The following is a 24,697-nucleotide window of genomic DNA, read 5'->3' as shown; positions in this document are numbered from 1 at the left end:
TATGATTCTCTGACCTGCCAGATATTTCGACATTTCTGATACCTGCCTGACATATCTTTTTCTCCTTTCACAATATTCTTGTTACCCGGAAGAATTAGCCCATTGTTCGTAATTCCCTTTTTGGGTAAAAAAAATGAGTAAACCTTTAATCAATTACTCATACGGAAAGTGATATGTACGTACCAGGCGGTCCTTCTAACATTACTTCTTTGCCAGTCCACAGCGCTCCTGAGCAGCAAAATAACGCATTACCTGTGAAAACAATTTCTAATAGTCGACAAAACATAACGTCATTACCATCATCCGTTATTGGGCCCGAATCTTTACATGATTTGTTAGGTAAAAAAATCACGCCGATTGAAACAATCGTGCAGAGACTGAATGGCGAATTCGCCGCTCATCCTGGTCAGGAAGGTAAGGTCTTAAGCCGCATTTTTTCTGAATTCAGCAGTGGAAACCATATACAACACGCTCATTTTAATGCCTTACTGGCTTATCTCGATAATGGGATAGAAAACAAAAGAGAAGTTTCCCTGACGCTTGCGAAAAACATATGCCGTGGCTTTGAGATTAACGCTCCGAACATGAATGATGAACATAACATAAAGTTATTATCCACCTTAAGAATCGACAGACTTAGTTCCGTAATGGCTCAGACGCCGAAAATCAAAAACATCATTGACAATGATACCAGGCTAAATACGATTAACTACCAAAGGCAAGTTAAAATCCATGAACTTGAGAAAATGGTAGAAAAAATAAGCCCTGAAAGTAAGATTCAGGAAGTGACTCCCTATAAATTCAACTATAAAAAGGGACTCCACATTGAAAGCTATCACTTAAAAGATGAGAATGGTAAAGTTTTCGAAGCGACATTTGTCGATAATCAGGGAAAAATCAGTAGTAACGATATCGAGAACTTCAAAGAAGTCATAAAGAGACTCTATAAGGATAACATGGAGGTTGTTGCAGAAGAAATAAAGTTGCCTGATGAGGAGGCTGAATATAAGAGTCATTTTGCCACGCTATTTGAGCGGACCAACCGGGTAGCACTGAGGCAATGGTTAGGTGATCAGGATAATAAAACAACCCCCTGGACATTAGATTCCGCAGCAGTTGCTTATGGCAACAAAAAGGAAAAATTTATAGCTATCCTCGATACATTAGAAAAGTTTCATAAGGAACTGGCCCCCTTAAAAGAGGAGAAAAAATTCGGCTTCGACTCTTACGCTTATCTCAACCCTGAAACCATATTAATTGACCAGAAAGGCGCATCGATATCATTCGATCCATCCCCCCTGATCGTTCGGGGGTTGATTAAACAGGAAAATTTGCAGAGAACTGGCAAGCGTGAGTATGTTCGTATAATCGATTCTATGTATCCAGAGAAGTTCTTATCAGAAGACGTCAGAAAATTCAAAACTACTCAGAACGTAAGTTGTGATCTTTTTAGTATGTCAGAAGTATGGGAAAAGATGTTTGGTGTGAATATTAATAACTATGATCATGGTCCTTTCGAAGATACCTTAATTGCGTGTAGGGAAGGAGCAAAAAGCAAGCATACGGTTGAAAAGTTTAAAGATGACTTATCAAAGAAAGAATTCAAGGATAAAGACGATTTAGAAAAACTTTGCCTTAAGCGAGCGGGCGAGAAGCCACTTCTTGACCATGTCCAAAAATGTTTAGACAAGCCGGGGCAAGGCCAGGAATATCGTACATTAATCCTTGAAACGGCGGCCATGCTCCTTGCGCACTACAGATCTGATTTTGATAAAGCCGCGAAAGACTGGACTTAATTTCGGCTATCAGAAATGGTTGGGAACAAAAAAGTTCCCTTCCGGCTGTCAGGCGTCGGGGCTGATATGTATTGCATGCCCTGCTGGCAAACCTGCTGTTCTGGACTCAGGGATAAAAATTTTCTGATGCCTGCCTGACATCTTTTATTTCATCCCGGATGAATTAATCCATTGTTCGCGATGGGGCATCCGGGTAAAAAAACTTATTAAACTTTTACTCAATAACTTATAAGGACATAGATATGCTCTCAGTAAACGGTTCTGCTGGCATTCCCCCTGCACGCGTCCACAGTGATCCCCAGCCGCAACACAATCCTTTATCTGTGACAAGGATCTCAAATAGTCAGGACAGCATAACGTCATTGCCTTCTTCCGCCATAGGTCCCGGGTCTTTACACCATTTATTGAGCCAGGAAAATACCTCGCACGAAACTATTATTCAGAAAATCAATGATGAATTCGCCGCTAACCCAGATATGCCAGCGGCCGTATTGACCAGTATGCTTGCAGGATTTAGCGGTTGCAACGATGTTCAACGCGCTCACTTTAATGCCTTACTGACTCTGCTTGATAATGGGATAAATCGTCATGATAAAAAAGTCATGACGCTGGCGGAAAACATATGTCGGGCATTTGAAAAAGATGCACCTGACATGAAGGATGGAAATAGCGTTAAGTTATTATCCACATTAATAACCGACAGATTTTCATCGAAGCTTGAAAAATTCCCGCTAACTAAAGCAACTATAAAAATAAATAAACCCAACCTGATGAAAACCAATTATCAGCGACAAGACAGAACGAGCAGGATTGATGAAGCACTGAAAGAAATCCACCCGGGAATTCACAGCTGGGAGATCACTCCGCATAAATTAAAATATAAAAATGGACTCAACATAGAAACTTATCACTTTAAGAATGAACAAGGTAAATTTTTTGAGGCCACATTAATTGGCAATCAAGGAGAAATCACCAGCGACAAAATTAATAATTTTAAAGAGGTAATAAAGGGACTTTACCCGGACAATCAGACAGTCTCTGTGGTTGAAAAAAATTTGGTTGACGAGAAAGGAGAACATCAAACTCATGTTATGATTCTGTGCGATCGCACCAATACCGTCACACTGGATCAATGGATGGGTGAAGAAGATAAAAAAATCACGCCCTGGACATTAGATGACGCAGCATTAGCCTATGAGAACAAGAAAAAAAAATTTATAGCCATCCTGGATACCTTAGATAAGTTTCATCAGGATCTGGCACCCTTAAAAAAAGCAGAGAAGTTTAGATTTGATTCTTACGGTTATCTCAATCCTGAGACCATTTTATTTGAGAATCATGGTTCCTCGGTATCACTCGATCCCGCCCCACTTTTCGTACGAGGAATTCTTAACCACAAGCTACTGCATAACAATGACAATAACGCACAGCGTAAAATAGCAAATACCACACCTTTTTTTTCCAGGGCACTTATAGCAGGCAGCGATGTACAGCGTATAAGCACCGACCTCTATAGTATGGCGTTCGTATGGGAAAAAATGTTTAATCAGGACCTTCAGCGCTATCAAAACGGTCCTTTCATCAAAACATTATCTGCATGTCTTCAGGAAGTCAGCAATCGGCAAACGGCTCAACAGGTTAAACAGAACTTCTTACAGACAGCGTTCAAGACAGAGTTCAAGACAGAGGAGGCAGAGAAGGCAGAGAAAGAACTCGAAAAACTTTGCAAAGGCAGACCAGGTGAGAAGCAACTTATTGCCCACGTCAGAAATTGTTTAGAGAATTCAAATCAGCGTCAGGCTTCACCTGAAATCATTCTGGAAACCGCAGCCATGCTCCTTGCGCTTCCTGACACCCGTTTTGAAATAGCAGCAAAAGACTGGTCCTGACTTCAGGCCACGTGGCAGGGAACAAAAAAGTTCCCTGCCAGCTGGCAAGCATTGGAGCTAACATCCACCCGCAAACAAAGCTCAACATCGCTGGCAAAGCCCCGTTCTCGTAGCTCCACGGCGGAGCCGCACTGGTTTAAGGCGACAAAGTTTTGCTGCTGCGCGGCCGCAAATGCCGCCACTGCCATCTCCGCTTCCGGCGAGCGCAGGCGCGTACCGAGTGCCTGGATAATGCCCCCTGCGGCCACATAATCCTCGATAGCCGGACGCAGAGTGCCATCCGGCCAACGTTCACCACAGGGGATCACCAGAATCCGTTGAAAATGTCCACAGGCTGTTGCGGTTGCCTGGCGGTTGCGTAATCCGGCGCTGAATACCGCGCCGCCATGTTCGCGCGCTTTAAACGCAATGGTGGAACCATTGGGTGACGGCAACACCAGTTTTGTCCCGGCAGGAATATTCAGTAACGAGGTAGGCGATAAAGTAAAGGTTGCAGCAGAGAAGCGCCGATCAATGCTCGCGGCTTGTGCATCAATTTCCGCAGCATACGTCTGGGCAGACGCGTCTTTCCACGGCCAGGGGGCGATTAACGCGCCTTGATCATTGGCGACACTGACGCAGGTCGAGAACGACATGACATCCACCACAATCACACAATCTGCATCCTGAGCCAGATGCTGCGCGGCGGCAAGCCCCCATTCAAGTCGGACAGAGAAAGGATGTTGAGAGTAATAATGAGCAGGCATTTAAGGGCTTACCTTCGTCGCGGCGCGATTTATCGCACAATAGAAGCGCATAATCATAATGCGCGATAAATCGCGCCGCTACGGTTAATCCAGTTATTTCAGCGCGATACGTGCCACGCTATCCGGGCCTTTGGTGGAGTTATCTTTATTAAACGCCTGCTTCAGAGAAACATACAGCGTTTCACCATCAGGTGACACCAGCAGGCTGTTCGGGTTGGTATCGAACGACCAGCTGTTTTTCACCGCATAGCTGGTGGCATCCAGTTGCAGCACTTTCTTCGACTCACGCTGGCTGATGTAGATTTCATTGCGCTTAGCGTTGAACTTGATGCCCAGCGCGTCGCCAGGGATACGCTTAATCACCTTACCGCTATGCTCGTCAAACACCAGCGTGGTCTTGCCTTTGGAATCATCGGTAACGAACAGGCGACCGGTGGCCGGATCTTCTGCCATATTCAGGAACAGATACTCTTTGCCATCGCCTGCTGTCCAGCGTTGTTCAATTTTGTGCGTGCGTGGATTGATTACCGCGATTTCACCGGCGCCATTGGCGGCGTAGATACGCTCAGTCAGCGGCGAATAGATGATACCTGTTACCCATTTACCGACATTTTTGATCGTGGTTTTGAGTTTGAAGCTTTTGGTATCCACCACCGAGATAAAGCCAGGATCGGCGACGCGACCAACGTAAAGTTCGTGGCCCAGCAGCAACATCTCGCGTGCACCAGGCACGTCACCGTCTTTATCCTTCTTACCGCCCAGCATCAGGCGCTGCAGCACTTTGCCGCTCTGCGCATCAACTTTCGACACCCCACCATCCAGCGAGTTGGTGGTGTAGAACACACTGCCTTCGCTATCGATAGCCATACCGAAGTTTTTCAGATCGGTATGGGTTTCACCTTTGGTCGCCAGCGTCGTCGCATCAAGGCGATATAGCATGCCACCGTTGACGTCTTTGAAACTCTGCGCACTGGCGACATACAACGCCCTGGCGGCCGGAGAGTAAGCCAGTTCATATAAACCATCACCAATCACACGCTGGGTCAGCGGGTTATCGGCGGGTTTTGCGGCCACGGCAACAGCGGGTGTCTGTGCTTTCTGGGCTGGAGCCTGGCAGGCAGTCAGGCTAAATGCGGCAATCACCGCAGCGGCAAGCGCTGCCCGACGCGGGCTGAAAAACGATGTCATTCTGAACTCCATCAATGGATAACGGTTTCCGGCTGGCTGTCACCCACACGGAAATGATCGTAGAAAGAATGAGAATCATACGCATTAACGAAAACTTAGCAAATTCCCCCTAAACAACGGGTTAGAAGCAGCCACAATCCAGTGCCGTAAACGGTATTTTTGCCTGAGAAACTCAGCGTCTGGCAGGAGAATTAACGTGCGTAAAAACGTTAACCTGAGGAATTAAAGGGCCTATCGCCACCCTATCCTTTTGATTAACTTAGCTTATACAAATGTTTACATAATTGAATGAATCATTTTTAGAATTATTAAAGCAAATGATTATCATTGGCTTTCTCAATTTATGCGCTTCTTTGCGTTAAGTGCCGCGGAATGGTGCGGCGAAATAAAAAAACAGAAGCGACACAACAGCAGACACGTTCATTTTTTGACGGGAAATCTTATGTCTTTGAATCGCAGGGATATCCGCGTGGAATCACGCGCGTCCGGCATCCGCAAAACCTTTACGGTTTCATTGCTGGCAATGGCAGTACACACCCTTCTCAACCCGATTGCCGCACAAGCGGCGGATAACAGCACCAGCAATACTCAGCAGGATCTGGTGGTGGATGCCACTACCGGCGGCGACAGCACCGCCCAGGATAAGCACGACTATCAGGTCAAAACCACCCGTGCCGGCACCAAACTGTTGCTGACGCCGCGTGATGTGCCGCAATCGGTCAGCGTTGTCACTCAGCAACGTATGCAGGATCAACAGCTGCAAACCATTAATGACGTGCTGAACAACGCCACCGGTATCACCAGCAGCCCGGTCGACAGTGAACGCGATTACTACTACTCCCGCGGTTTCCTGCTGACTAACTTCACCTATGACGGCATCCCTACTTCAATGGGTGATTCGTGGAACTATGGCGATACCGCCTCCGATACCGCGATTTACGACCGAATTGAGATCGTGCGCGGTGCCACCGGCCTGATGACTGGCGCAGGCAGCCCGGCAGCATCGGTTAACATGGTGCGTAAACATGCGGATAGCAAAGATTTCACCGGCACCCTAAGCGCCAGCTATGGCAGCTGGAACAAACAGCGTTATGTCGCTGATCTTTCCGCCCCATTAAACGAATCAGGTTCGGTACGTGGCCGCGTGATTGCGGGTTATCAGGATCAGGACAGCTGGCTGGATCGCTATCACAAAAACACCAAATTCCTGTATGGCACCCTTGATGCAGATCTCACCGATAACACCACCTTGTCGCTCGCTTACGATTATCAGGACGCCGATACCCGTGACCCGACCTGGGGCGGCAACCCGGTGTTTTACAGCAATGGTTCTCTGACGCATTACCGCCGCAGCCTGAACTCTTCCGCCGACTGGACTTACTACCACACCACCGTGCGCAAAGTGTATGCCGACCTGGTGCATAACTTTGATAACGGCTGGAGTTTCCATCTGAACGGTACGCATGCCGAAAACACCTTCAGCGATAAATTGCTGTATGTGGGATATATGGCTTACCCGGATCAAACCACCGGTGAAGGTGCCGATGGTTTCGGCAGCAAGGACCGCGGCAAACGTGAACTGACCTCAGTAGATGGCTATGCCAGCGGCCCCTTCGAACTGTTTGGCCGTCAGCACCAGTTAATGGCAGGCGTCAGCTACAGCCGTCAGCACAACAGCACCTATAGTCAGAATGGCATCACTGATGAGGATGCAGGTGATATTGCCAGTGATGATATCGGAATATTTAATAACCACTGGAATGGCAATATCGCGGAACCTGAATGGGGCGACTGGTATCAAAACGCCGATGACGTGGTACGTCAGAAATCTGCTTACACCGCCGCGCGTTTCTCACTGGCCGATCCGCTGTCGCTAATTGTCGGTGCGCGGTACACGCAATACAGCACCAATGGTAGCAGCGGCAATATGGATAAAAACAACATCACACCTTATGCCGGTGTGGTGTATGACATCAACGATACCTGGTCGGCTTACGCCAGCTATACCTCAATCTTCCAGCCCCAAACCTATCGTGATAGCAGCGGCCATTATCTGTCACCCGTCACCGGGAAAAGCTATGAAACCGGCCTGAAATCCGCCTGGTTTGATGGCCGTCTGACCGCAACGATGGCGATCTTCCGCATTGAACAAAATAATGTTGGTGAGGCTGTTGATGGCGTTTATGTTAACAACAGCAGCGAACAGGCTTACTCCGCCACCAAAGGGGCGCGCAGCAAAGGTGCCGAGTTCGAGCTGAATGGCGCACTGACGGATAACCTGCAACTGACCTTCGGTGCGACGCGTTATGTCGCACGGGATTCGGAAGGCCGGTATAACCCGAACCAGCCGCAAACCGACTTCAAATTGTTCACCCGTTATCGCTTGCCCATGTTGCCAGATCTCACCATTGGTGGCGGTATCAACTGGCAAAACCGCGTGTTTGATGATGTCACCGCACCGGATGGCAGCACCCAACGCGTCTATCAGGGCAGCTACCCACTGGCTAACCTGTTTGCACGTTATCAGGTGACGAAGCAGGTGGCAGTACAGGCTAACATCGACAACCTGTTTGATCGCACCTACTACGCTTATATGAGTAACTACGTCTACGGTGAACCGCGTAACTTCTCGGTCAGCGTGTCATATCAGTTCTGATAAAAGATGGCTGCGCCCCGCATCAGCAGGGCGCAGTGAGGTTATTTGTATACCGTCGCGGTAGCTCGTACTTTGTCACCTTCATTACCGGAGGTGATAACAAAATATTTCCCCCCCATCGCATCGGCCTTTTGTGAAATTTCCTCCATCACCGCACGTGGTGAAGTATGTTCTTTAGTGGAGCTGACGGTGCCAACTTTTTGATATTGCTTTGCCTCTGCCTTACTGATTTCCTTTGCAGCAAAAGCCGAAAAGCAAATTAGCGAGGCGGTAATACACGCTATCATTCCTGTCAAAATTCTTTTCATTATCACACCTCAGAGATAATTGAGAATGGACTATGCATTGCAGCAATTAAATTTTTAGACTGCGTTAGGAATATTGCAACTGCGCAATTTATACCGTCGCTTATTTTCCAGCGAAACCTTACCAGCCAAACCAGGTTATTAGCGGAGCGACACGAGATGAAAACAGGATATTTTCCACGGAGATAACTTCACTGCAACATCAGGCATCTCCACTAAACCGCTGGTCTTTAAGTTTTTTCGGACATCCAAAAATAAAATAAACTGTTATCGCTTCGCTTGATTACTGTAAGCCATCGGCTACGTTTATTTCAAAATATTATTAATTTTACACATCTTAAATCGATATTTTCAGGCCAAAAGTCTACCTTTCACTGGCCCGAAATTCACCAGACTTCAAACATGATTAAATTTTTTAGTCCATCCAGTTGAGGTCAATCAATGAAACGGAAATACCTGCATTGCCTTGTGCTTGCTACGCTGCTGACCAACGCATTTAATTCCTTTTCTGCCGCGGATTTACGCAAAGATGCCACCACAGCGACTAAAGAAACGAATGACGTGTTATATAACCAACTCCCTTTCTCTGATAAGACTGATTTTAGTGACGCCCATAAAGGTTTTATCGCAGCTTTACCTGATGCGGTGATTAAAGGCGAAGCGGGAAATGTTATCTGGGATCCGGGCCAGTACGCGTTTATTAAAGAGGGGGAGAAATCCCCGGATAGCGTTAACCCAAGTCTTTGGCGTCAGTCGCAGTTGATCAATATCAGTGGGCTTTTCCAGGTTACCGATGGTGTCTACCAAATCCGTAATCTTGACCTCTCCAATATGACCATCATCGAAGGTGATAAAGGCATCACGGTTATCGACCCGCTGGTTTCTGCTGAAACCGCCAAAGTGGGGATGGATCTTTACTACAAACATCGCGGCAAAAAGCCGGTAGTGGCGGTGATTTACACCCATAGTCACGTTGACCACTACGGTGGGGTACGCGGCGTGGTCGATGAAGCGGATGTGAAATCCGGCAAAGTTAAAATTTACGCACCGGCAGGATTTATGGAGGCCGCGGTGTCTGAAAACATCATGGCGGGTAACGTAATGAGCCGCCGTGCCAGTTATATGTACGGCAACCTGTTGAAAGCCGACCCGAAAGGCCAGGTCGGTGCCGGATTAGGCACCACCACTTCGGCAGGAACCGTCACGCTGATAGCGCCAACGGACACCATTACCAAAACCGGTGAGAAGCACACCATTGATGGCCTGACCTATGAATTTATGATGGCTCCGGGTTCGGAAGCCCCGTCAGAAATGTTGTGGTATGTCGAAGAGAAAAAAATGATTGAGGCGGCTGAAGACGTCACCCATACCTTGCACAACACCTACTCGCTGCGCGGTGCAAAAATTCGTGAACCGCTGCCCTGGTCAAAATACATCAACGATGCCATCACCCGCTGGGGCGATAAGGCTGAGATTATCATCGCCCAGCATCACTGGCCGACCTGGGGCAATGATAACGTCAACAACCTGCTGAAAACTCAGCGTGATCTCTATCGCTACATCAACGACCAGACGCTGCGGATGGCGAATGAAGGTCTGACGCGTGATGAAATTGCCGCCAACTTCAAACTACCGGATGGACTGGCAAAAACCTGGGCGAACCGGGGTTATTACGGCTCCGTCAGTCATGATGTTAAAGCCACTTATGTGCTGTATCTTGGCTGGTTTGATGGCAATCCGGCTACGCTGGATGAGCTACCGCCGGAAGAAGCGGCGAAGAAATACGTCGATTATATGGGCGGTGCCGACAATATCCTGCAAAAAGCCAAAACCGACTTCGACCAGGGAAATTATCGCTGGGTAGCGCAGGTGGTCAGCAAAGTGGTTTTTGCCGATCCCAACAACAAAGCCGCGCGCGATCTGGAAGCCGATGCGCTGGAACAGCTCGGGTATCAGGCAGAATCTGGCCCGTGGCGCAATTTCTATCTGACCGGCGCGCAGGAACTGCGTAACGGAGTGATCAAAGGCCCAACCCCCAACACTGCCAGCCCGGATACGGTCAGAGCGATGACACCGGAAATGTTCTTCGATTTCCTGGCCGTGCATATCAATGGCGAGAAAGCGGGTAATGCGAAGGCAGTGATTAACGTCGATCTGGGCGATGATGGCGGTAAATATAAGCTGGAACTGGAAAACGGCGTGCTCAACCACACAGCCAATGCCCAGGGACAGAACGCCGATGCCACCCTCACTCTCAACCGCGACACCCTGAACAACATCATCCTGAAGGAAGAAACGCTGAAGCAGGCGCAGGATAAAGGGGAAGTCAAAATCAGCGGTAACCCTGCCAAAGTCGATGAACTGCTGGGTTACATGGATAAATTCGAGTTCTGGTTCAATATAGTGACACCGTAATTATTCAACGGGCTGCGACGTCATTTAGCAGCCCGCCTCTTTCCTAAGCGTTATTTTAAGCATTCGCCATTTCTAATCTTTATAAAAATTTCCGACACCGGATTTCGCTCAATATCAGTACCCCTGTTGAATTTAGTTTTTATTCATCAACCGCGATTTCTAAGGATTCATACGATGAACAGATCCTACAAAGGCGTCGGCGTTCTGGCTCTGGCTGCTGGCTCAATATTGCTCCCTGGTGCCAGCCGGGCGGAAGAACCCGCAAAAAATGTGACGGACAATCAGGGCGATGGCAGTAAGCCTAACATCATTCTGATTGTTGCTGATGACACCGGTTATGGCGATCTCGGCGCATACGGTGGTGGTGAAGGCCGGGGTATGCCAACGCCAAATCTCGATAAAATGGCCCAGGAAGGGATGACCTTCTTCAGTTTTTACGGACAACCAAGCAGTACCCCAGGCCGTGCGGCAATGCAAACCGGCCGCATACCTAACCGCAGTGGCATGACCACCGTGGCTTTCCAGGGTCAGGGTGGCGGGTTACCAAAAGAGGAATGGACACTGGCCTCGGTATTGAAAACAGCCGGTTACGATACATTCTTCACCGGCAAGTGGCACCTGGGTGAATCGGACTATGCCCTGCCTAACGCCCAGGGTTATGACGAGATGCGCTATGTCGGGCTTTATCATCTCAATGCCTACACCTACGCCGATCCAACCTGGTTCCCGGATATGGATCCTAAACTGCGTGAAATGTTCGCCCGCGTGACGCGTGGGGCATTATCAGGGAAAGCCGGTGAAGCGCCCCATGAAGATTTCAAGATAAATGGTCAGTACGTCAATACCCCTGAAATTAATGGCAAAGAGGGTGTGGTCGGTATTCCTTTCTTTGATCGTTATGTGGAAAAAGCCTCTCTGGAATATCTCGACGCTCATGCGAAAGACACTAAACCCTTTTTTATGAGCATCAATTTTATGAAGAACCATCAACCGAATATGCCTGACCCTGATTTTATTGGGAAATCGATGTCAAAATCGAAATATGCCGATTCTATGGTGGAAATGGACGCCCGTGTCGGTCATATCATGGATAAAGTTCGCTCGCTTGGTCTGGATAAAAATACCCTGGTGGTGTTCACCACCGATAATGGGGCCTGGCAGGATGTCTATCCCGATGCCGGATATACCCCCTTCCGTGGCACCAAAGGAACCGATCGTGAAGGCGGCAGTCGCGTTCCGGCCATCGCCTGGATGCCCGGAAAAATCAAAGCAGATGTGAAGAATCACGACATCGTCGGCGGGCTTGATTTAATGGCTACCTTCGCCTCGGTTGCCGGCATTAAAGAACTGCCCAAAAATGATCGGGCTGGTAAACCGATTATTTTCGACAGTTACGACATCTCGCCGGTGCTGTTCGGCACCGGCCCGGATCCACGTACCGCATGGTTCTACTTCACCGAGAATGACCTGACTCCGGGAGCGGTTCGGGTCGGGCATTACAAGGCGGAATTTAATCTGCGCGGTGACAATGGTATGTCGACCGGTGGTCTGGCGGTAGACAGCAACTTAGGCTGGAAAGGACCATCTTCCTATGTGGCTACCGTGCCACAGATCTTTGACCTCTGGCAGGACCCGCAGGAACGCTATGACATCTTTATGAATAACTACACCGAGCACACATGGACACTGGTGACATTTAACCAAGCTATCGGTGACCTGATGAAAACTTACGTCAAATACCCACCACGCCCGGCACAAAGTGAATCCTATACCGGCCCGATTACCATCAGCCAGTATCAGCGTTTCCAGAATGTACGCGAACAGCTCAATAAAGAAGGTTTCCAGTTGGGATTACCGACCGGTAACTGATTAATTAATGGCCCGATCATTATCGGGCCAGTATTCCCATCCTCACTAAGGCAATCAGATGAATATTATCGTTCGTCGGGCCGGTAAACAGATCTGGGCAATAGCTCTGGCTCTGTGTGTTTTCTTCGCCTTACAAAATGCCCATGCAGCAACCGACCTGCCTTCCTGGAATAATTCCTCCGCCCGGGAAAAAATAATCGCGTTCGTGCAGAAAGTGACGCATGAAGGTGACGCTGGTTATGTCAAACCAGAGGAGCGTATTGCTGTGTTCGACAATGACGGCACGCTCTGGACCGAGCAACCGGCTTATGTCCAGCTGGTTTATCTGATTGATCGCATTAAAACACTGGCCCCACAGCATCCTGAATGGAAAGACAAACAACCCTTTAAAGGAATACTGGAAAACGATCTGCATGCGGTGGCAGCAACAGGCAATCAGGGGCTGATGGCAATTGAACACGCCGCTGATGCCGGAATGACGACGGATGCTTATCAGGCCAACGTGTTACATTGGCTCGCCGCCGCGCGCGATCCCCGTTTCAAACGCCCCTATACCGAACTGGTTTATCAGCCGATGCTGGAGCTACTGAATTACCTGCGGGCTAACGGTTTTAAAACCTATATCGTTTCAGGCGGCGGTGCCGATTTTATGCGTCCGTGGACGGAAAAAGTTTATGGCATACCGCCGGAACAGGTAATCGGGTCCACCGATAATATTACATTCGAACAGGATAAACAGGGCCATCCGCAACTGATTAAACAAGGTGCCATCAACTTTATTGACGATGGCGAAAATAAACCTGTTGCCATCCATCGTTATATTGGCCGCATGCCCATCTTAGCCTTCGGTAATTCCGATGGCGACCTGCCAATGCTGCAATACGTCAGCTCCGGCCCTGGTAGCCGTCTTGTTCTTTACCTGCATCATGATGACGCCGATCGTGAATATGCCTACGACCGGAAATCCAGTTTTGGCAAGCTGGACAAAGGGCTGGATGAAGCCAGGGCGAAAGGCTGGCCTGTCGTCAGCATGAAAACGGACTGGAAAGTCGTGTTTCCGCAATAACACAGCAGCTAAGTGAGGAACGAGATGAAACACAGTACCACCGTCCCGTTACCCCCTATTCTTACCTTTGAAAAACTGGGTGTGAATTATAAACGTCGTTATCATGTGATGGCGAAGCCTTCCGGATCCACCTGCAACCTGGATTGCAGTTATTGCTTTTATCTGCATAAAGAAGATTTACTCCATCAACACCGCGATAAAGGAATGACCGATGAAATACTGGAGGATTTTATTCGCCAGTACATTGCCAGCCAGGACGGAGAGGAAATTATTTTCTCATGGCAAGGCGGTGAGCCAACGCTTATGGGTCTGGCATTTTTTGAAAAAGTTGTCGCCTTGCAAAAAAAATATCAACCCAGAAATCAGCGAATTGAAAACGATCTGCAAACTAATGCCGTACTGATAAACGATCAGTGGGCTGCGTTCCTCAAAAAACATCATTTCCTGGTGGGCGTCTCCATTGATGGTCCACGCGAATTGCATGATCGCTACCGCGTCACACGCAGTGGAAAACCTACCTTTGATCGCGTAATAAAAGGTATCGACGCATTAAAGCGCCACGGCGTGCCTTTTAATGCCCTGGTGGTGTTGAACCGGACTAACGCCAGATTTCCCCTTGAAGTGTATCGGTTTTTGACCCAGGAGCTGGGGGCCACCTATATTCAATTTAATCCCTGTGTGGAGCCGGTCGATTTTAAAAGCACCGCCCCCCAGTTCTGGCGCGACGAAACTATCCCGGTAACCGGTTCCCGCCGGGCAAAACCGGGCGACCTCGACTCGATCGTCACGGACTGGTCAGTCGATCCCGAAGACTGGGGGCAGTTTCTGAAAGTGACGTTCCAGGAGTGGGTGAGCAAAGACTTAGGGCGCGTACAGGTCAACCTGTTTGAAACCGCGGTGGTGCAAACCATGGGGCTGCCGTCGCAACTTTGCATCACCGCTGAATTTTGCGGCAAAGGTCTGGCGATAGAGAAAAATGGTGACGTCTTTTCCTGCGATCATTACGTCTATCCGGAGTATCGGCTGGGAAATGTCACTACCCATAAACTGGCGCATCTGGTGTTCTCCGAACGGCAACGCCAGTTCGGCGTAGGGAAAAGAGACACGCTGCCCCGCTACTGCAAGACCTGTCCTTACCTGAAATTGTGCTGGGGCGAGTGTCCTAAAAACCGCATCGTGCGCGCACCCGATGGTGAACTGGGGCTTAATTATTTATGTCCTGGTATCAAAACATTCTTTAAATCAGCCATGCCTGCTTTAGAACAAATCGCCAGCATCCTTAACAACCTCAAAGAGTAATCAAGGAGTACAACATGCGCCGATCTCTACTGATGATCATATTCGCGGTGATACCCATTCAGCACCTGGCCGCATCACCTTACGACAGCCTCGCAACGGCATTGCGCGAGCAAACTATCCTCCAGGATTTGCGTGCACATTGCCATGTCAGTCAAAACATTTCCGATGAAGTAATGAAAAAACACTTTATGGATAACCCGGCTAGCCATGAAGCCATAACCAGCGCCGCTTACGAGCTAAAAAACGGTAAAAAACAGCTTTACCAGCAAAAAATATCTGCTGTGATCTGCCCAACCGATTTAACCAGCAAATAAACAGTTGGGAGCCATTATGCGCCATATTGTCCTGTTACTGGCCGTTATGTCGCCGCTGTCTGCCAGCGCCAGCGGCCTCTATCTGTATGAAATCGCAACGGAAGATATTGGGCTGGCGGGTGCAGGCCAGGCAGCGCGTGCGCAGGATGCTTCCACATTGATGACTAACCCCGCCGGGATGACACGCCTGCCCGATCGCATGATCACGGGTGGCCTGCAAGCGCTGTATGGCGACACGCCGTACCAACTGGATAACGATGCCATCCTGAAGGGCAACAGCCCGGGTAACACCATTGGCTGGTTTCCCGGTGCCAGTGTTTTTTACCAGCAACGTATCAACGACGCCTGGTCAGCGGGCATCGGCCTGTACGGTAATTACGGTTTGGGACTGGATTTTGGTGAATGGGCTGGCGACCGCCTGATCAAAAAAAGCACCCTGGTCGGGATGACACTCAGCCCTGCGATTGCCTTGAAGATTAATGACCGCCTGTCATGGGGGCTGGGTCTCGGCATCAATTACGGTTTTCTTTCGCTGACGCGCAATGTTGACGGGCAGGATGAGAAAGCCACCGATCACGACTGGGCGCTCAATTTCCGCACCGGTCTGTTGATGCAGGTAACGCAGGCAACGCGTATCGGCCTGACTTATACCAGCAAAACGGAATACCACTTCAATATCAATGGCGAGGCACGTTTCCCGCAGTTGGATAATGTCTCCTGGGCCCTGCCGATTGCGGCGCAAATTAATACCCCGGCTCAACTGATGCTGAGTGCGGTTCATGATTTAAATCAGCAATGGTCGTTACTTGCTGATTTGGGCTGGCAGGACTGGAGCAGCTACGGCGCGAACCAGATTCAGGTTTCCGGCCAGCCGCTGACGCGGGAAAATCGCCTGAACGATACCTGGCATACCGCGCTCGGCGTGCAGTTTCGTCCCAATGATCAATGGCGCTTGAATGCCGGTATTGCCTATGACAGCAGCTTCTATAAAAACCAGGACGATACCGCGATGACGATGCCATCAGGGGCGGCATGGCGTTACGGCATTGGTGCCCAATATCAGCTCACGCCATCCAGTAATATTGGTGCCGCATTTGAATATCTGAATATGGAATCATCGTCAGTGTCATCACCGCTGGTGAAAGGCGGATATCACGATCCCAATATCTACTTTTTCAGCATGAATTACAGCTATCAATTCTGATGTCATGAAGGTGGCATGCATGAAAACTGGCATTTATCTGTTGAGCAGTATGTTATTGCTGGCCGCATTTGCTGTATTTAGCGCTGAACCGCGACAGTCTCCCTCGCCGCAAGAGCAGGCACGTACGTTGATGCTGCTTACCAGCCGGTGGTGATGTTACAGGCAAAATTCGGCCTGACTACCCCGGAAGAACGTGTGCAGCGCATCATAAATCAGCTTCGTGCCCTTAATGCGACGGATTTGCAGCAACCGGTCCAGACACACACTCTGATGCGCTATCACCAACAAGCGGTATTGTTTTCTGTTAATAACCATCCATTCATGTTACTTGCCCAGGCAGACCTGGATGAAGGAGATGATTTAACGCTGGCACAAGCTGCCGAACGGGTACGCCAGCGTCTGGAAGCCATACGTCTGCTGCTGAAAGAACAATACTCCCCGCATTATTTGCTGCTCTCGCTGGGCAAAAGTCTGGCGGGTTTATTTCTGCTGATCCTGTTGCTGGTGTTGAGCTGGCGCGTGGCACAATGGCTGACGCGGCAGGAAAACACACGGCCCGCAAAACATCGTCATTTGCTACCTGCACCGATGCGCAGCTTCTTAGGTCCTGTCAGACTGCGCTTTTATCACTCGCTGCTGGTCATCATCTGCCTTGGTGCCTGTTATCTGTGGCTAAGCTGGATACTACGCCTGTTTCCTTATACCCGGGTCTGGGGAATAGACCTCGGCAACTATGCCCTGAGTCTGTTGCAGGATATCGGCGTCGCCATGCTCTCAGCATTACCAGGGCTGTTTATCGTGGCGGTGATTTTCCTGATTACCGCCTTCTTTACCCGCATCATCCGGCTGATTTTGCGCCGGGTCGAAATGGGCACTCTCCACATCCCAGGCCTTTATCCTGAAACAGTGGGCGTCACCCGGCGCTTAATTAGTGTCGTTATCTGGCTGTTTGCTCTGTCTGCTGCCTACCCTTTCCTTCCCGGTGCCAATTCCCTGGCCTTCAAGGGCATCAGTGTATTTTTTGGTTTGATGCTGACACTGGGATCGGCAGGAATAATGAACCATGCCATGAGCGGGCTGGTTCTCACCTATTCACGCGCCCTGCGTAAAGGCGATGTGATCCGTATTAATGACAACGAAGGCGTGGTGAGTGAAGTTGGCATGCTGGCGACCAAACTCCTGACGCGGGAAAACTATGAAGTTACGGTGCCAAACGCCGTTGTCGTGAGCGGTAAAATTATCAATCTCAGCTCGCCGTTAAAAGGTGCGGGTATCAATCTGACTACCAGCGTGACGATTGGCTATGACACGCCCTGGCGCCAGGTGCACAGCATGCTGGAACTCGCAGCCAGCCGTACACGAAGTATTAACCACGACATGCCGATATTGGTACGGCAGCTGGCGTTGATGGATTGGTATATCGCCTACGAACTCCAGGTTTGCCTTCCTGCTGACGGATCGCTTGCAGCAGCCAGAAACGAACTCCATTGCCACATCCAGGATGTTTTTAACGAATTTGGCGTGCAGATTATGTCGCCGAACTTTGTCGGACAGCCCGAAGCCACTGTGGTGGTTAAGCCTGAAGACTGGTTTACACCGCCAGCAAAAAAAGAGTCGCAGGAGTCATCGTAATGTCCGCAATAAGTTACCGCGCCCAGCGATTACGTCCCTGCTGTTTGGCACGATACAACGCTGCATCGGCCAGAGCGATCAACGGCTCAGCGGCAAGGTCGGGGGCACTACTGGCGAGTCCCATACTAACGGTCACATAGGCTGCCACCGCTGAAGTCGCATGCGCCAGCGCTCGCTGTTGCAGATGCTGCTGAATACGCCCGGCAACCGCTTCTGCCTGCGCCAGATTCGCATCCAGCAGCATCACCACAAATTCCTCCCCACCGTAACGCGCCACCACATCTTCCGGCGTGCGCACCGATTCTCTGAGGATGGCCGCGACCGCCGCCAGACAGGCATCCCCGGCCTGGTGACCATAATGGTCGTTGTAACGTTTGAAGTAATCAACATCGAGCATGATGATGCTGAAGGGTCGCTGCTGCGCTATCGCCTGGCTGAGATGCTTTTCCAGCGCACGACGATTCGCGGTGGCGGTTAATCCATCCTGGTGCGCCAGCATGTCCAGGCGCGAAATCAGGAGTTGGTTTTGCTCGTAGCGCCACCAGGCTTCGTTGAACCAGCGCATGAGCATAAAGCGGCCATAGACGATGATTAGCGTCAGAATCAGCCAGACGACAAAAAAACGTGAGTTGATACCATCGTTGAGTTGCCAACTGGCAAACGGAAGTGCCAGCCACAGTGGCAACAGGTAAGCCAGTAGCGCTTGCGGATAAAAATAGAGTGCCGTAACGGCGCTTAATAGCAGAATAATACCGAGTGGATAGGTAAACGGCAGTTGCCAGTAAATCAGGAAGCAGTAGCAGCTCGCAGACCATATCAGACTCATCAGCATGATCAGCGTCAGGCTCAGCCATTGCAGGGTAACGGAGGCCTGTGTGAGTCCACGCCATGCCACCAGCATGAGCAATAGCGAGGCGGTGATCACCAGCCAGACGCCTGTTTCAATCACCGGAATTAACGCGTTATGACTGAGCAGACTGTCGTCGTAGTTAACGACCAGCCAATTGCGCAGGGCAATAACCAACGCGAAACTGAAATTGACAAAGGCAAACCACGGCAGGCTTTGTGACAACGCCTGTCTGACCATATCGCTTCGCTCGCGCCAGTGCGGCATCGTTTGCCGACGTTCTCTCAGACTGATATTCACCAGTGACCCTTCAATTAGATGACGGTGATATACAGTGTATCTGCGATCGGCGGCGGCGCTATTTATCGCGCTGTCAGGTGGTTTTATTCAGAGTGATTTCGGAGTTGTATTCACGGTGCAGGCGCCGCGCCTGAATAAATACCGATTTCCAGTAAGGATTGTTGAGAGAAGAACGCATCACACCACGGCTGGCCGATGCATGCAGGAATTGTTGATCGGTGTCGTAAAAACCAACGTGCAATTCATGGTTGATGCGGAAAAATACCAGGTCTCCGGGCTGCATATGGTCAGGCTGAACCCGCTCACCCATTTGAATTAATTCACGCGTGGTGACGCGATCCATCGGAATATTGAAACGATCCTTTAAGGTACGCCAAACGAAACCGGAACAATCGACACCGGATAATTGTGTACCACCCCATTGATAGGGGGTTCCCTGCCATGAATGCATTTGGTCATGCAGCGCGGCAATAACCGGAATAAGATCTTCCTGGCTCTGGGCACCGTCATTATCGGCCTGTGAGTCACGATGGGCAGAATGGGAGGAACACCCTGCGAGAGAGAGAAAAACCAGAGCGGCCAGTGCCTTAAACATTGCAGGGGAATTCATGGTGTCGTGTGTCACTCATTGAAGTTGGTTTCAGGTTTATACCGCAGTAATGAACGCCGGAAAAATCAGAACCGCTCAGACTTGCAGTACCTTACACTTCACTTACTCAGGCTTACACTACAATACCAGGATATTTCCGCAGGTAAATAGTTAAATCACTTTATGGTGAATTAATCGACAGGTGCAGGATGCAATTGCACATCCTGCACACAAATTTGGCTTAAAAATAATTCAGCGCTGACTTATGAAGCGAAACGGTATTATTTGTGCGCTCAATATTTGCCGGAGAAGTTGGCACTGATTCGTTGTGCCAGATAATCCTTCGCCGAAATCGGTGGATATTTTTTCTCCGGCCCTTCGATCATGACGTCTTCATTTGCCTGGCAGAAAAATGCCAGGCTGTAGCGCGCCGGAACCGACTCACCAGGTAACGGATTCGCCACGCGATGGAAATTGGACGGCAATTTATCGTCGCTCCAGCGCATCAGCATATCGCCAATATTACAGGTGATCAGCCCATCCAGCGGCGCGATTGGCGTCCAGACCTGCTCTTCCATCTCTTTACCCGGGCACACCTGTAAACCGCCCTGCCCATCACGCTGGAACAACAACGTCAGGCAATCGAAATCGGTATGCGCACCCGCACGCCACGGACCATCCACCTCACCGGTGATCGCAAAATAATGCAGCATACGTAAGGTACTTTGATAAGTGGCCTGCGTGGGTTCATGTGCGTGGCTGAAGAAGTCTTCCGGGAAGCCAAGCTTCAATGCAAAGCAGGAAAGCAGTTTCATACCCACCGCCCAGCACTGACGCTCGAACGTCATCACCTGATCCCGGAAACCAGGCAGGGTGTCATCATCCGGCCACAGGCCATCCATGCGCGGCAGTGTGATCTGGTATGACTCTTTCTGGTCAGGCTTGCCGGTGGAAGGACGGATTTGCGCGCGATATTCCCACCCCGCATTGCGGCTCAGGGGATGGCGGGCTTTTTCATTTTCCGGCAGCGCAAAAAAACGCTGCGCATTAGCGAATGCCGCGTTGATATCTTCAAGTGGGATGTCGTGGCCGGATACCTGGAAGAAACCGATCTCCATTGCGGCCTGCCACAGCTGGTCGGCGATTTCGTGTTTACGTTGGTCAAAATCAGCGAGATCGATGATACGCACTTCGCGCACCGCTTCACTGCCGCGAGCGCCCATCCGCGATTCTTTATCAAGTTCATGCATTGCGTAAGTCGTTGTCTTTTCCATTGGTGCACCTCGTTATAAAGAGATAACGGATGACCTGCACCGCAACTGGCAGGCCATCCCCGCGCCCATTGGCTGGGCGATCGAGCAATGACCCACCGGGCAACGACCACGGCTGACAGCTTCTACTCAATATCAATCTGGCAATATCTGTGCCACAAATCGCACGACTCCGTAGCGGCGCGATTTATCGCGCTGTTGCTGTAGTGCACCGATGCAACGACGCGCGATAAATCGCGCCGCTACGGATTAAATGCAACTTTATTGCACCATAAAGATGCAAATCAGCAACTAATGACTCACATAAGAGCAAAGTTTCACAAACATCTCACTCACTCATAATATCGGAAAGAAATTTATTGATTAAAATCATGATGATAATAATAAACATTGTGAATGGCATGGGCTTTGCTAATTTCAGTGCAGAGTATAAGCGGTTAGCGTGGCGCGCCTGCCATGCGGAACATTGCTCTACAGCTTCGGCTGTACCTCGTCAGGGGACGGTGCTATGCATCGTGAGCAGGTTGATACACCGCACCATCCCCTGGACACGAACACAATTTCTGCGTTTGCTTTGGGGGTTTTTATGTCAATGTCATCCTTCCGTTTGTCCCTGTTCGCCGCACTTATCGGCGCATCTTCTCTCGCCCACGCCGCCGACAAGCTGGTGCTGCAAACCACCTGGGTGGCGCAGGCCGAACAAGGCGGTTATTACCAGGCTGTCGCCACCGGGATCTATAAAAAATATGGGCTGGATGTGGAAGTCCGTTCGGGCGGGCCGCAGCTGAATAATATGACGCTGCTGCTGGCAAATCGTGCCGATGTTATCGTCAGCTATGATCTTCAGGTGTTGCAGGGCATCCAGCGTCACTTCCCGCTAAAAGCCATTGCCGCCCCCTTCCAGTTCGATCCGCAAGGCATTATCACCCACGGTGATGTTAAAGATTTGGCGGGGTTGAAGGGCAAAACCGTGCTGGTCTCCGCCAGCGGCCAGGCCAGTTGGTGGCCGTGGCTGAAAAGCAAATATCAGCTCAGCGACGGCCAGGTGCGCCCTTATACTTTCAATATGCAGCCGTTCCTCGCCGATAAAAATACCGCTCAGCAGGCCTACGCCACCTCAGAAGTTCAGCAAATCAAAGAGGTACAGCCGGACAGCAAATTCTATCTGTTCGCCAATTACGGCTATCCCGCGTATGGCGGCATTCTGGTAACGCGCGATGACCTGTTGCAGCAGAAACCGGATGTGATGAAACGCTTTGTCGAAGCGTCGATGGCAGGCTGGAAATCCTATCTGGCCGATCCAACTGCGGGTAACGCCCTGATCAAAAAAGAAAACCCGCAGATGACCGACGCGATCCTGGCCTTTGGCGTGTCGCAGATGAAAACGCTGCATCTGATCGATGGTGGCGATGCCGCAAAACAGGGCTTAGGGGTGATGACGGCACAACGCTGGCAAACCACGCGCGATTTTATGGTGAAAGCCGGATTGCTGGATGCCGCCACGCCGTGGCAAAAAGCCTTCACTACCCAGTTCTACCGTCAGGCGGCCATGTAAGGGACAGCCATGAAAATTCTGATTAAAAACTGCCAGGCTATCCTCACCGGCGATGCTCAGCAGCCCCGCAGCAGCGCGCGCGATATCCGCATTGAAAACGGCCTGATCCGCGAACTGGGTTCTCTTCAGGCACAGGCCGATGAGCAGGTGATCGACGCAGGCAATTGCGTTATCTATCCGGGGTGGGTTAACACCCATCATCATCTGTTTCAATCGCTGTTGAAGGGCGAGCCGCAGGGATTGAACCAAAGCCTCGGGGCCTGGCTGGCTGCGACGCCTTACCGTTTTCGTGGTGCGTTTGATGAACACACCTTCCGCATCGCCGCGCGCATCGGTCTGGTGGAGTTGGTGCGTTCCGGCTGTACCACCATTGCCGATCACCACTATCTTTACTGGCCGGAGATGCCGTTTGATGGCGCGCAAATCCTGTTTGAGGAAGCACAGCAGCTCGGCGTGCGTTTTGTGTTATGTCGTGGAGGTGCCACCCAAAGTCGCGGACTGGAGAGCGATTTACCCACCGCGCTACGCCCGGAAAAATTCGACACCATGATGGCCGATGTCGAACGACTGGTGGCGCAATATCATCAAGCCGATCCCTTCGCGATGCGTCAGGTGGTGATGGCCCCCACCACCACGCTGCATTCCACCACCCAACAGGAGCTGCGGGAAAGCGCCCGTCTGGCGCGCCAGCTGGGCATTCGTCTGCACAGCCACCTCTCCGAAACCGTTGATTATCTCGATGCCGCTAAAGCGAAATTCGGTATGACGCCGCTGCAATTCTGTGCCGAACATGACTGGATCGGCAGCGATGTGTGGTTCGCCCATCTGGTGAAGTTACTGCCGGAAGAGATCGCCTTACTCGGCGCGGCAGGCAGCGGCATCGCCCATTGCCCGCAGAGCAACGCCCGCCTCGGCAGTGGTATTGCTGACCTGGTCGCCCTGGAGCAGGCAGGAGTGAAAATTTCGATAGGCGTTGATGGCGCGGCATCCAATGAAGCCGCAGATATGCAGAGCGAAACTCATGCGGCCTGGCAATTACAACGCGCCCGCAAAGGCATGCTGGCGCAACCACGTTATGCCGGTGGCACCTTCGAAGGGGGTGGTGATGCCGCCAGCATTGAAGATGTGGTGCGCTGGGGCACTCACGGCGGTGCACAGGTACTGGGGCTGAACACTGGCGTGATTGCACCGGGAATGGCGGCGGATATCGCGGTCTATCAACTCGATGATCCGCGCTACTTTGGCTTGCACGATATGGCCATCGGCCCGATTGCCTGTGGCGGACGGGCGCACATCAAAGCGCTACTCTGCCACGGCAACATTATCATGCAGGATGATGTGATTCCGGGGGTTGATTTGTTGGAGCTGAGGCGAGCTGCCGCTGATGCGGTGCAGACGCTGCAACAGCGCGCAGGTGTGACGGTGTAACGCTGGTTCCGTAGCGGCGCGATTCATCGCGCCGGGTTTTCTGGTCCCGTGCACAGAATTGCGCGATAAATCGCGCCGCTTGTATGTTTGGAGGGTCAGATTATGATTTCTCTGAAATCTGAACTGATAACCGGGAAGCCGCGCGCCGCTGGAAGCAGCTATCACAGTGACTTCGTCTGTAGAGTGGCTCCCGCCTCCTTGTCCGGGCCGAAGAGTACCAGGAAGCTTTCTCTCGCGAGACTGACTTCGCATCACAAGGCAGGCTGAACAATCTCTGATGACGAGGTCGGGAACCGGTTAACACTATACGCCATTTTGTTTTCCGGAG

17 protein-coding genes and 1 pseudogene are annotated in these 24,697 nt (G+C 50.6%); 12 read left to right on the top strand and 6 right to left on the bottom strand.

Annotated features, from left to right (window positions below; translation table 11 throughout):
* Positions 1 to 173 precede the first annotated feature (173 nt).
* Both CUN67_RS21830 and CUN67_RS21825 read left to right on the top strand, forming a co-directional pair.
* Positions 174 to 1,796, top strand: a complete 1,623-nt coding sequence (locus CUN67_RS21830) for a hypothetical protein (protein ID WP_208717553.1) — start codon at positions 174 to 176, stop codon at positions 1,794 to 1,796.
* Positions 1,797 to 2,038: 242 nt separating this feature from the next.
* Entirely contained in the window at positions 2,039 to 3,685 is a 1,647-nt protein-coding gene (locus tag CUN67_RS21825; RefSeq protein WP_208717552.1) for a hypothetical protein, read from the top strand.
* 2 nt (positions 3,686 to 3,687) lie between these two features.
* On the opposite strand, the gene CUN67_RS21820 is transcribed toward CUN67_RS21825, so the two are convergent.
* Complete coding sequence (locus CUN67_RS21820) at positions 3,688 to 4,431, bottom strand: 2-phosphosulfolactate phosphatase (protein WP_208717551.1); 744 nt, start codon at positions 4,429 to 4,431, stop codon at positions 3,688 to 3,690.
* A gap of 93 nt (positions 4,432 to 4,524) precedes the next feature.
* Positions 4,525 to 5,619, bottom strand: a complete 1,095-nt coding sequence (locus tag CUN67_RS21815; protein WP_208717550.1) for a YncE family protein — start codon at positions 5,617 to 5,619, stop codon at positions 4,525 to 4,527.
* Between the two features lie 442 nt (positions 5,620 to 6,061).
* Between CUN67_RS21815 and fhuE the strand changes: the two genes are divergently transcribed.
* Positions 6,062 to 8,275, top strand: coding sequence for a ferric-rhodotorulic acid/ferric-coprogen receptor FhuE (gene fhuE / locus CUN67_RS21810; protein WP_208717549.1), 2,214 nt, complete (start codon positions 6,062 to 6,064; stop codon positions 8,273 to 8,275).
* Between the two features lie 41 nt (positions 8,276 to 8,316).
* Here the strand turns inward: fhuE and CUN67_RS21805 are convergent, their stop codons facing one another.
* On the bottom strand, positions 8,317 to 8,583 hold the full coding sequence (locus tag CUN67_RS21805; protein ID WP_208717548.1) for a YdgH/BhsA/McbA-like domain containing protein: 267 nt from the start codon (positions 8,581 to 8,583) through the stop codon (positions 8,317 to 8,319).
* A 438-nt stretch (positions 8,584 to 9,021) separates the two neighbouring features.
* On the opposite strand from CUN67_RS21805, the gene CUN67_RS21800 reads away from it, so the two are divergent.
* From CUN67_RS21800 to CUN67_RS21770, 7 genes and pseudogenes are all read left to right on the top strand, one after another.
* The gene (locus CUN67_RS21800) at positions 9,022 to 10,995 is read left to right on the top strand and encodes an alkyl/aryl-sulfatase (protein WP_208717547.1); all 1,974 of its coding nucleotides are present in this window, start codon (positions 9,022 to 9,024) and stop codon (positions 10,993 to 10,995) included.
* 174 nt (positions 10,996 to 11,169) lie between these two features.
* Positions 11,170 to 12,864 carry an arylsulfatase gene (locus CUN67_RS21795; protein WP_208717546.1) on the top strand — a complete coding sequence of 565 codons (1,695 nt, stop codon included), beginning with the start codon at positions 11,170 to 11,172 and terminating at the stop codon, positions 12,862 to 12,864.
* A 58-nt stretch (positions 12,865 to 12,922) separates the two neighbouring features.
* Positions 12,923 to 13,930, top strand: a complete 1,008-nt coding sequence (locus CUN67_RS21790; protein WP_208717545.1) for an HAD family hydrolase — start codon at positions 12,923 to 12,925, stop codon at positions 13,928 to 13,930.
* A gap of 24 nt (positions 13,931 to 13,954) precedes the next feature.
* Positions 13,955 to 15,229 carry an anaerobic sulfatase maturase gene (locus tag CUN67_RS21785; RefSeq protein WP_208717544.1) on the top strand — a complete coding sequence of 425 codons (1,275 nt, stop codon included), beginning with the start codon at positions 13,955 to 13,957 and terminating at the stop codon, positions 15,227 to 15,229.
* 14 nt (positions 15,230 to 15,243) lie between these two features.
* Positions 15,244 to 15,543, top strand: coding sequence for a YicS family protein (locus tag CUN67_RS21780; protein ID WP_208717543.1), 300 nt, complete (start codon positions 15,244 to 15,246; stop codon positions 15,541 to 15,543).
* Between the two features lie 16 nt (positions 15,544 to 15,559).
* On the top strand, positions 15,560 to 16,747 hold the full coding sequence (locus CUN67_RS21775; protein WP_208717542.1) for an OmpP1/FadL family transporter: 1,188 nt from the start codon (positions 15,560 to 15,562) through the stop codon (positions 16,745 to 16,747).
* Between the two features lie 19 nt (positions 16,748 to 16,766).
* Positions 16,767 to 18,379 (top strand): annotated as a pseudogene (locus tag CUN67_RS21770) (mechanosensitive ion channel family protein).
* Positions 18,380 to 18,392: 13 nt separating this feature from the next.
* On the opposite strand, the gene CUN67_RS21765 reads toward CUN67_RS21770, so the two are convergent.
* The 3 genes from CUN67_RS21765 to CUN67_RS21755 form a co-directional block, all read right to left on the bottom strand.
* A complete protein-coding gene (locus tag CUN67_RS21765) occupies positions 18,393 to 19,466 on the bottom strand; it encodes a GGDEF domain-containing protein (protein WP_208717850.1) in 1,074 nt (357 codons plus the stop codon).
* Positions 19,467 to 19,599: 133 nt separating this feature from the next.
* Complete coding sequence (locus CUN67_RS21760; protein WP_208717541.1) at positions 19,600 to 20,136, bottom strand: C40 family peptidase; 537 nt, start codon at positions 20,134 to 20,136, stop codon at positions 19,600 to 19,602.
* 272 nt (positions 20,137 to 20,408) lie between these two features.
* Positions 20,409 to 21,389, bottom strand: coding sequence for an isopenicillin N synthase family dioxygenase (locus tag CUN67_RS21755; RefSeq protein WP_208717540.1), 981 nt, complete (start codon positions 21,387 to 21,389; stop codon positions 20,409 to 20,411).
* A gap of 583 nt (positions 21,390 to 21,972) precedes the next feature.
* On the opposite strand from CUN67_RS21755, the gene CUN67_RS21750 reads away from it, so the two are divergent.
* On the top strand, positions 21,973 to 22,941 hold the full coding sequence (locus CUN67_RS21750) for an ABC transporter substrate-binding protein (RefSeq protein WP_208717539.1): 969 nt from the start codon (positions 21,973 to 21,975) through the stop codon (positions 22,939 to 22,941).
* Positions 22,942 to 22,950: 9 nt separating this feature from the next.
* Positions 22,951 to 24,369: an amidohydrolase family protein gene (locus CUN67_RS21745; RefSeq protein ID WP_208717538.1), complete on the top strand. Its 1,419-nt coding sequence runs from the start codon at positions 22,951 to 22,953 to the stop codon at positions 24,367 to 24,369.
* Positions 24,370 to 24,697: the final 328 nt, after the last annotated feature.

It is taken from the genome of Pantoea cypripedii (assembly GCF_011395035.1).
GTDB lineage: Bacteria > Pseudomonadota > Gammaproteobacteria > Enterobacterales > Enterobacteriaceae > Pantoea > Pantoea cypripedii_A.
This window is presented reverse-complemented; position numbering and strand designations above follow the sequence as displayed.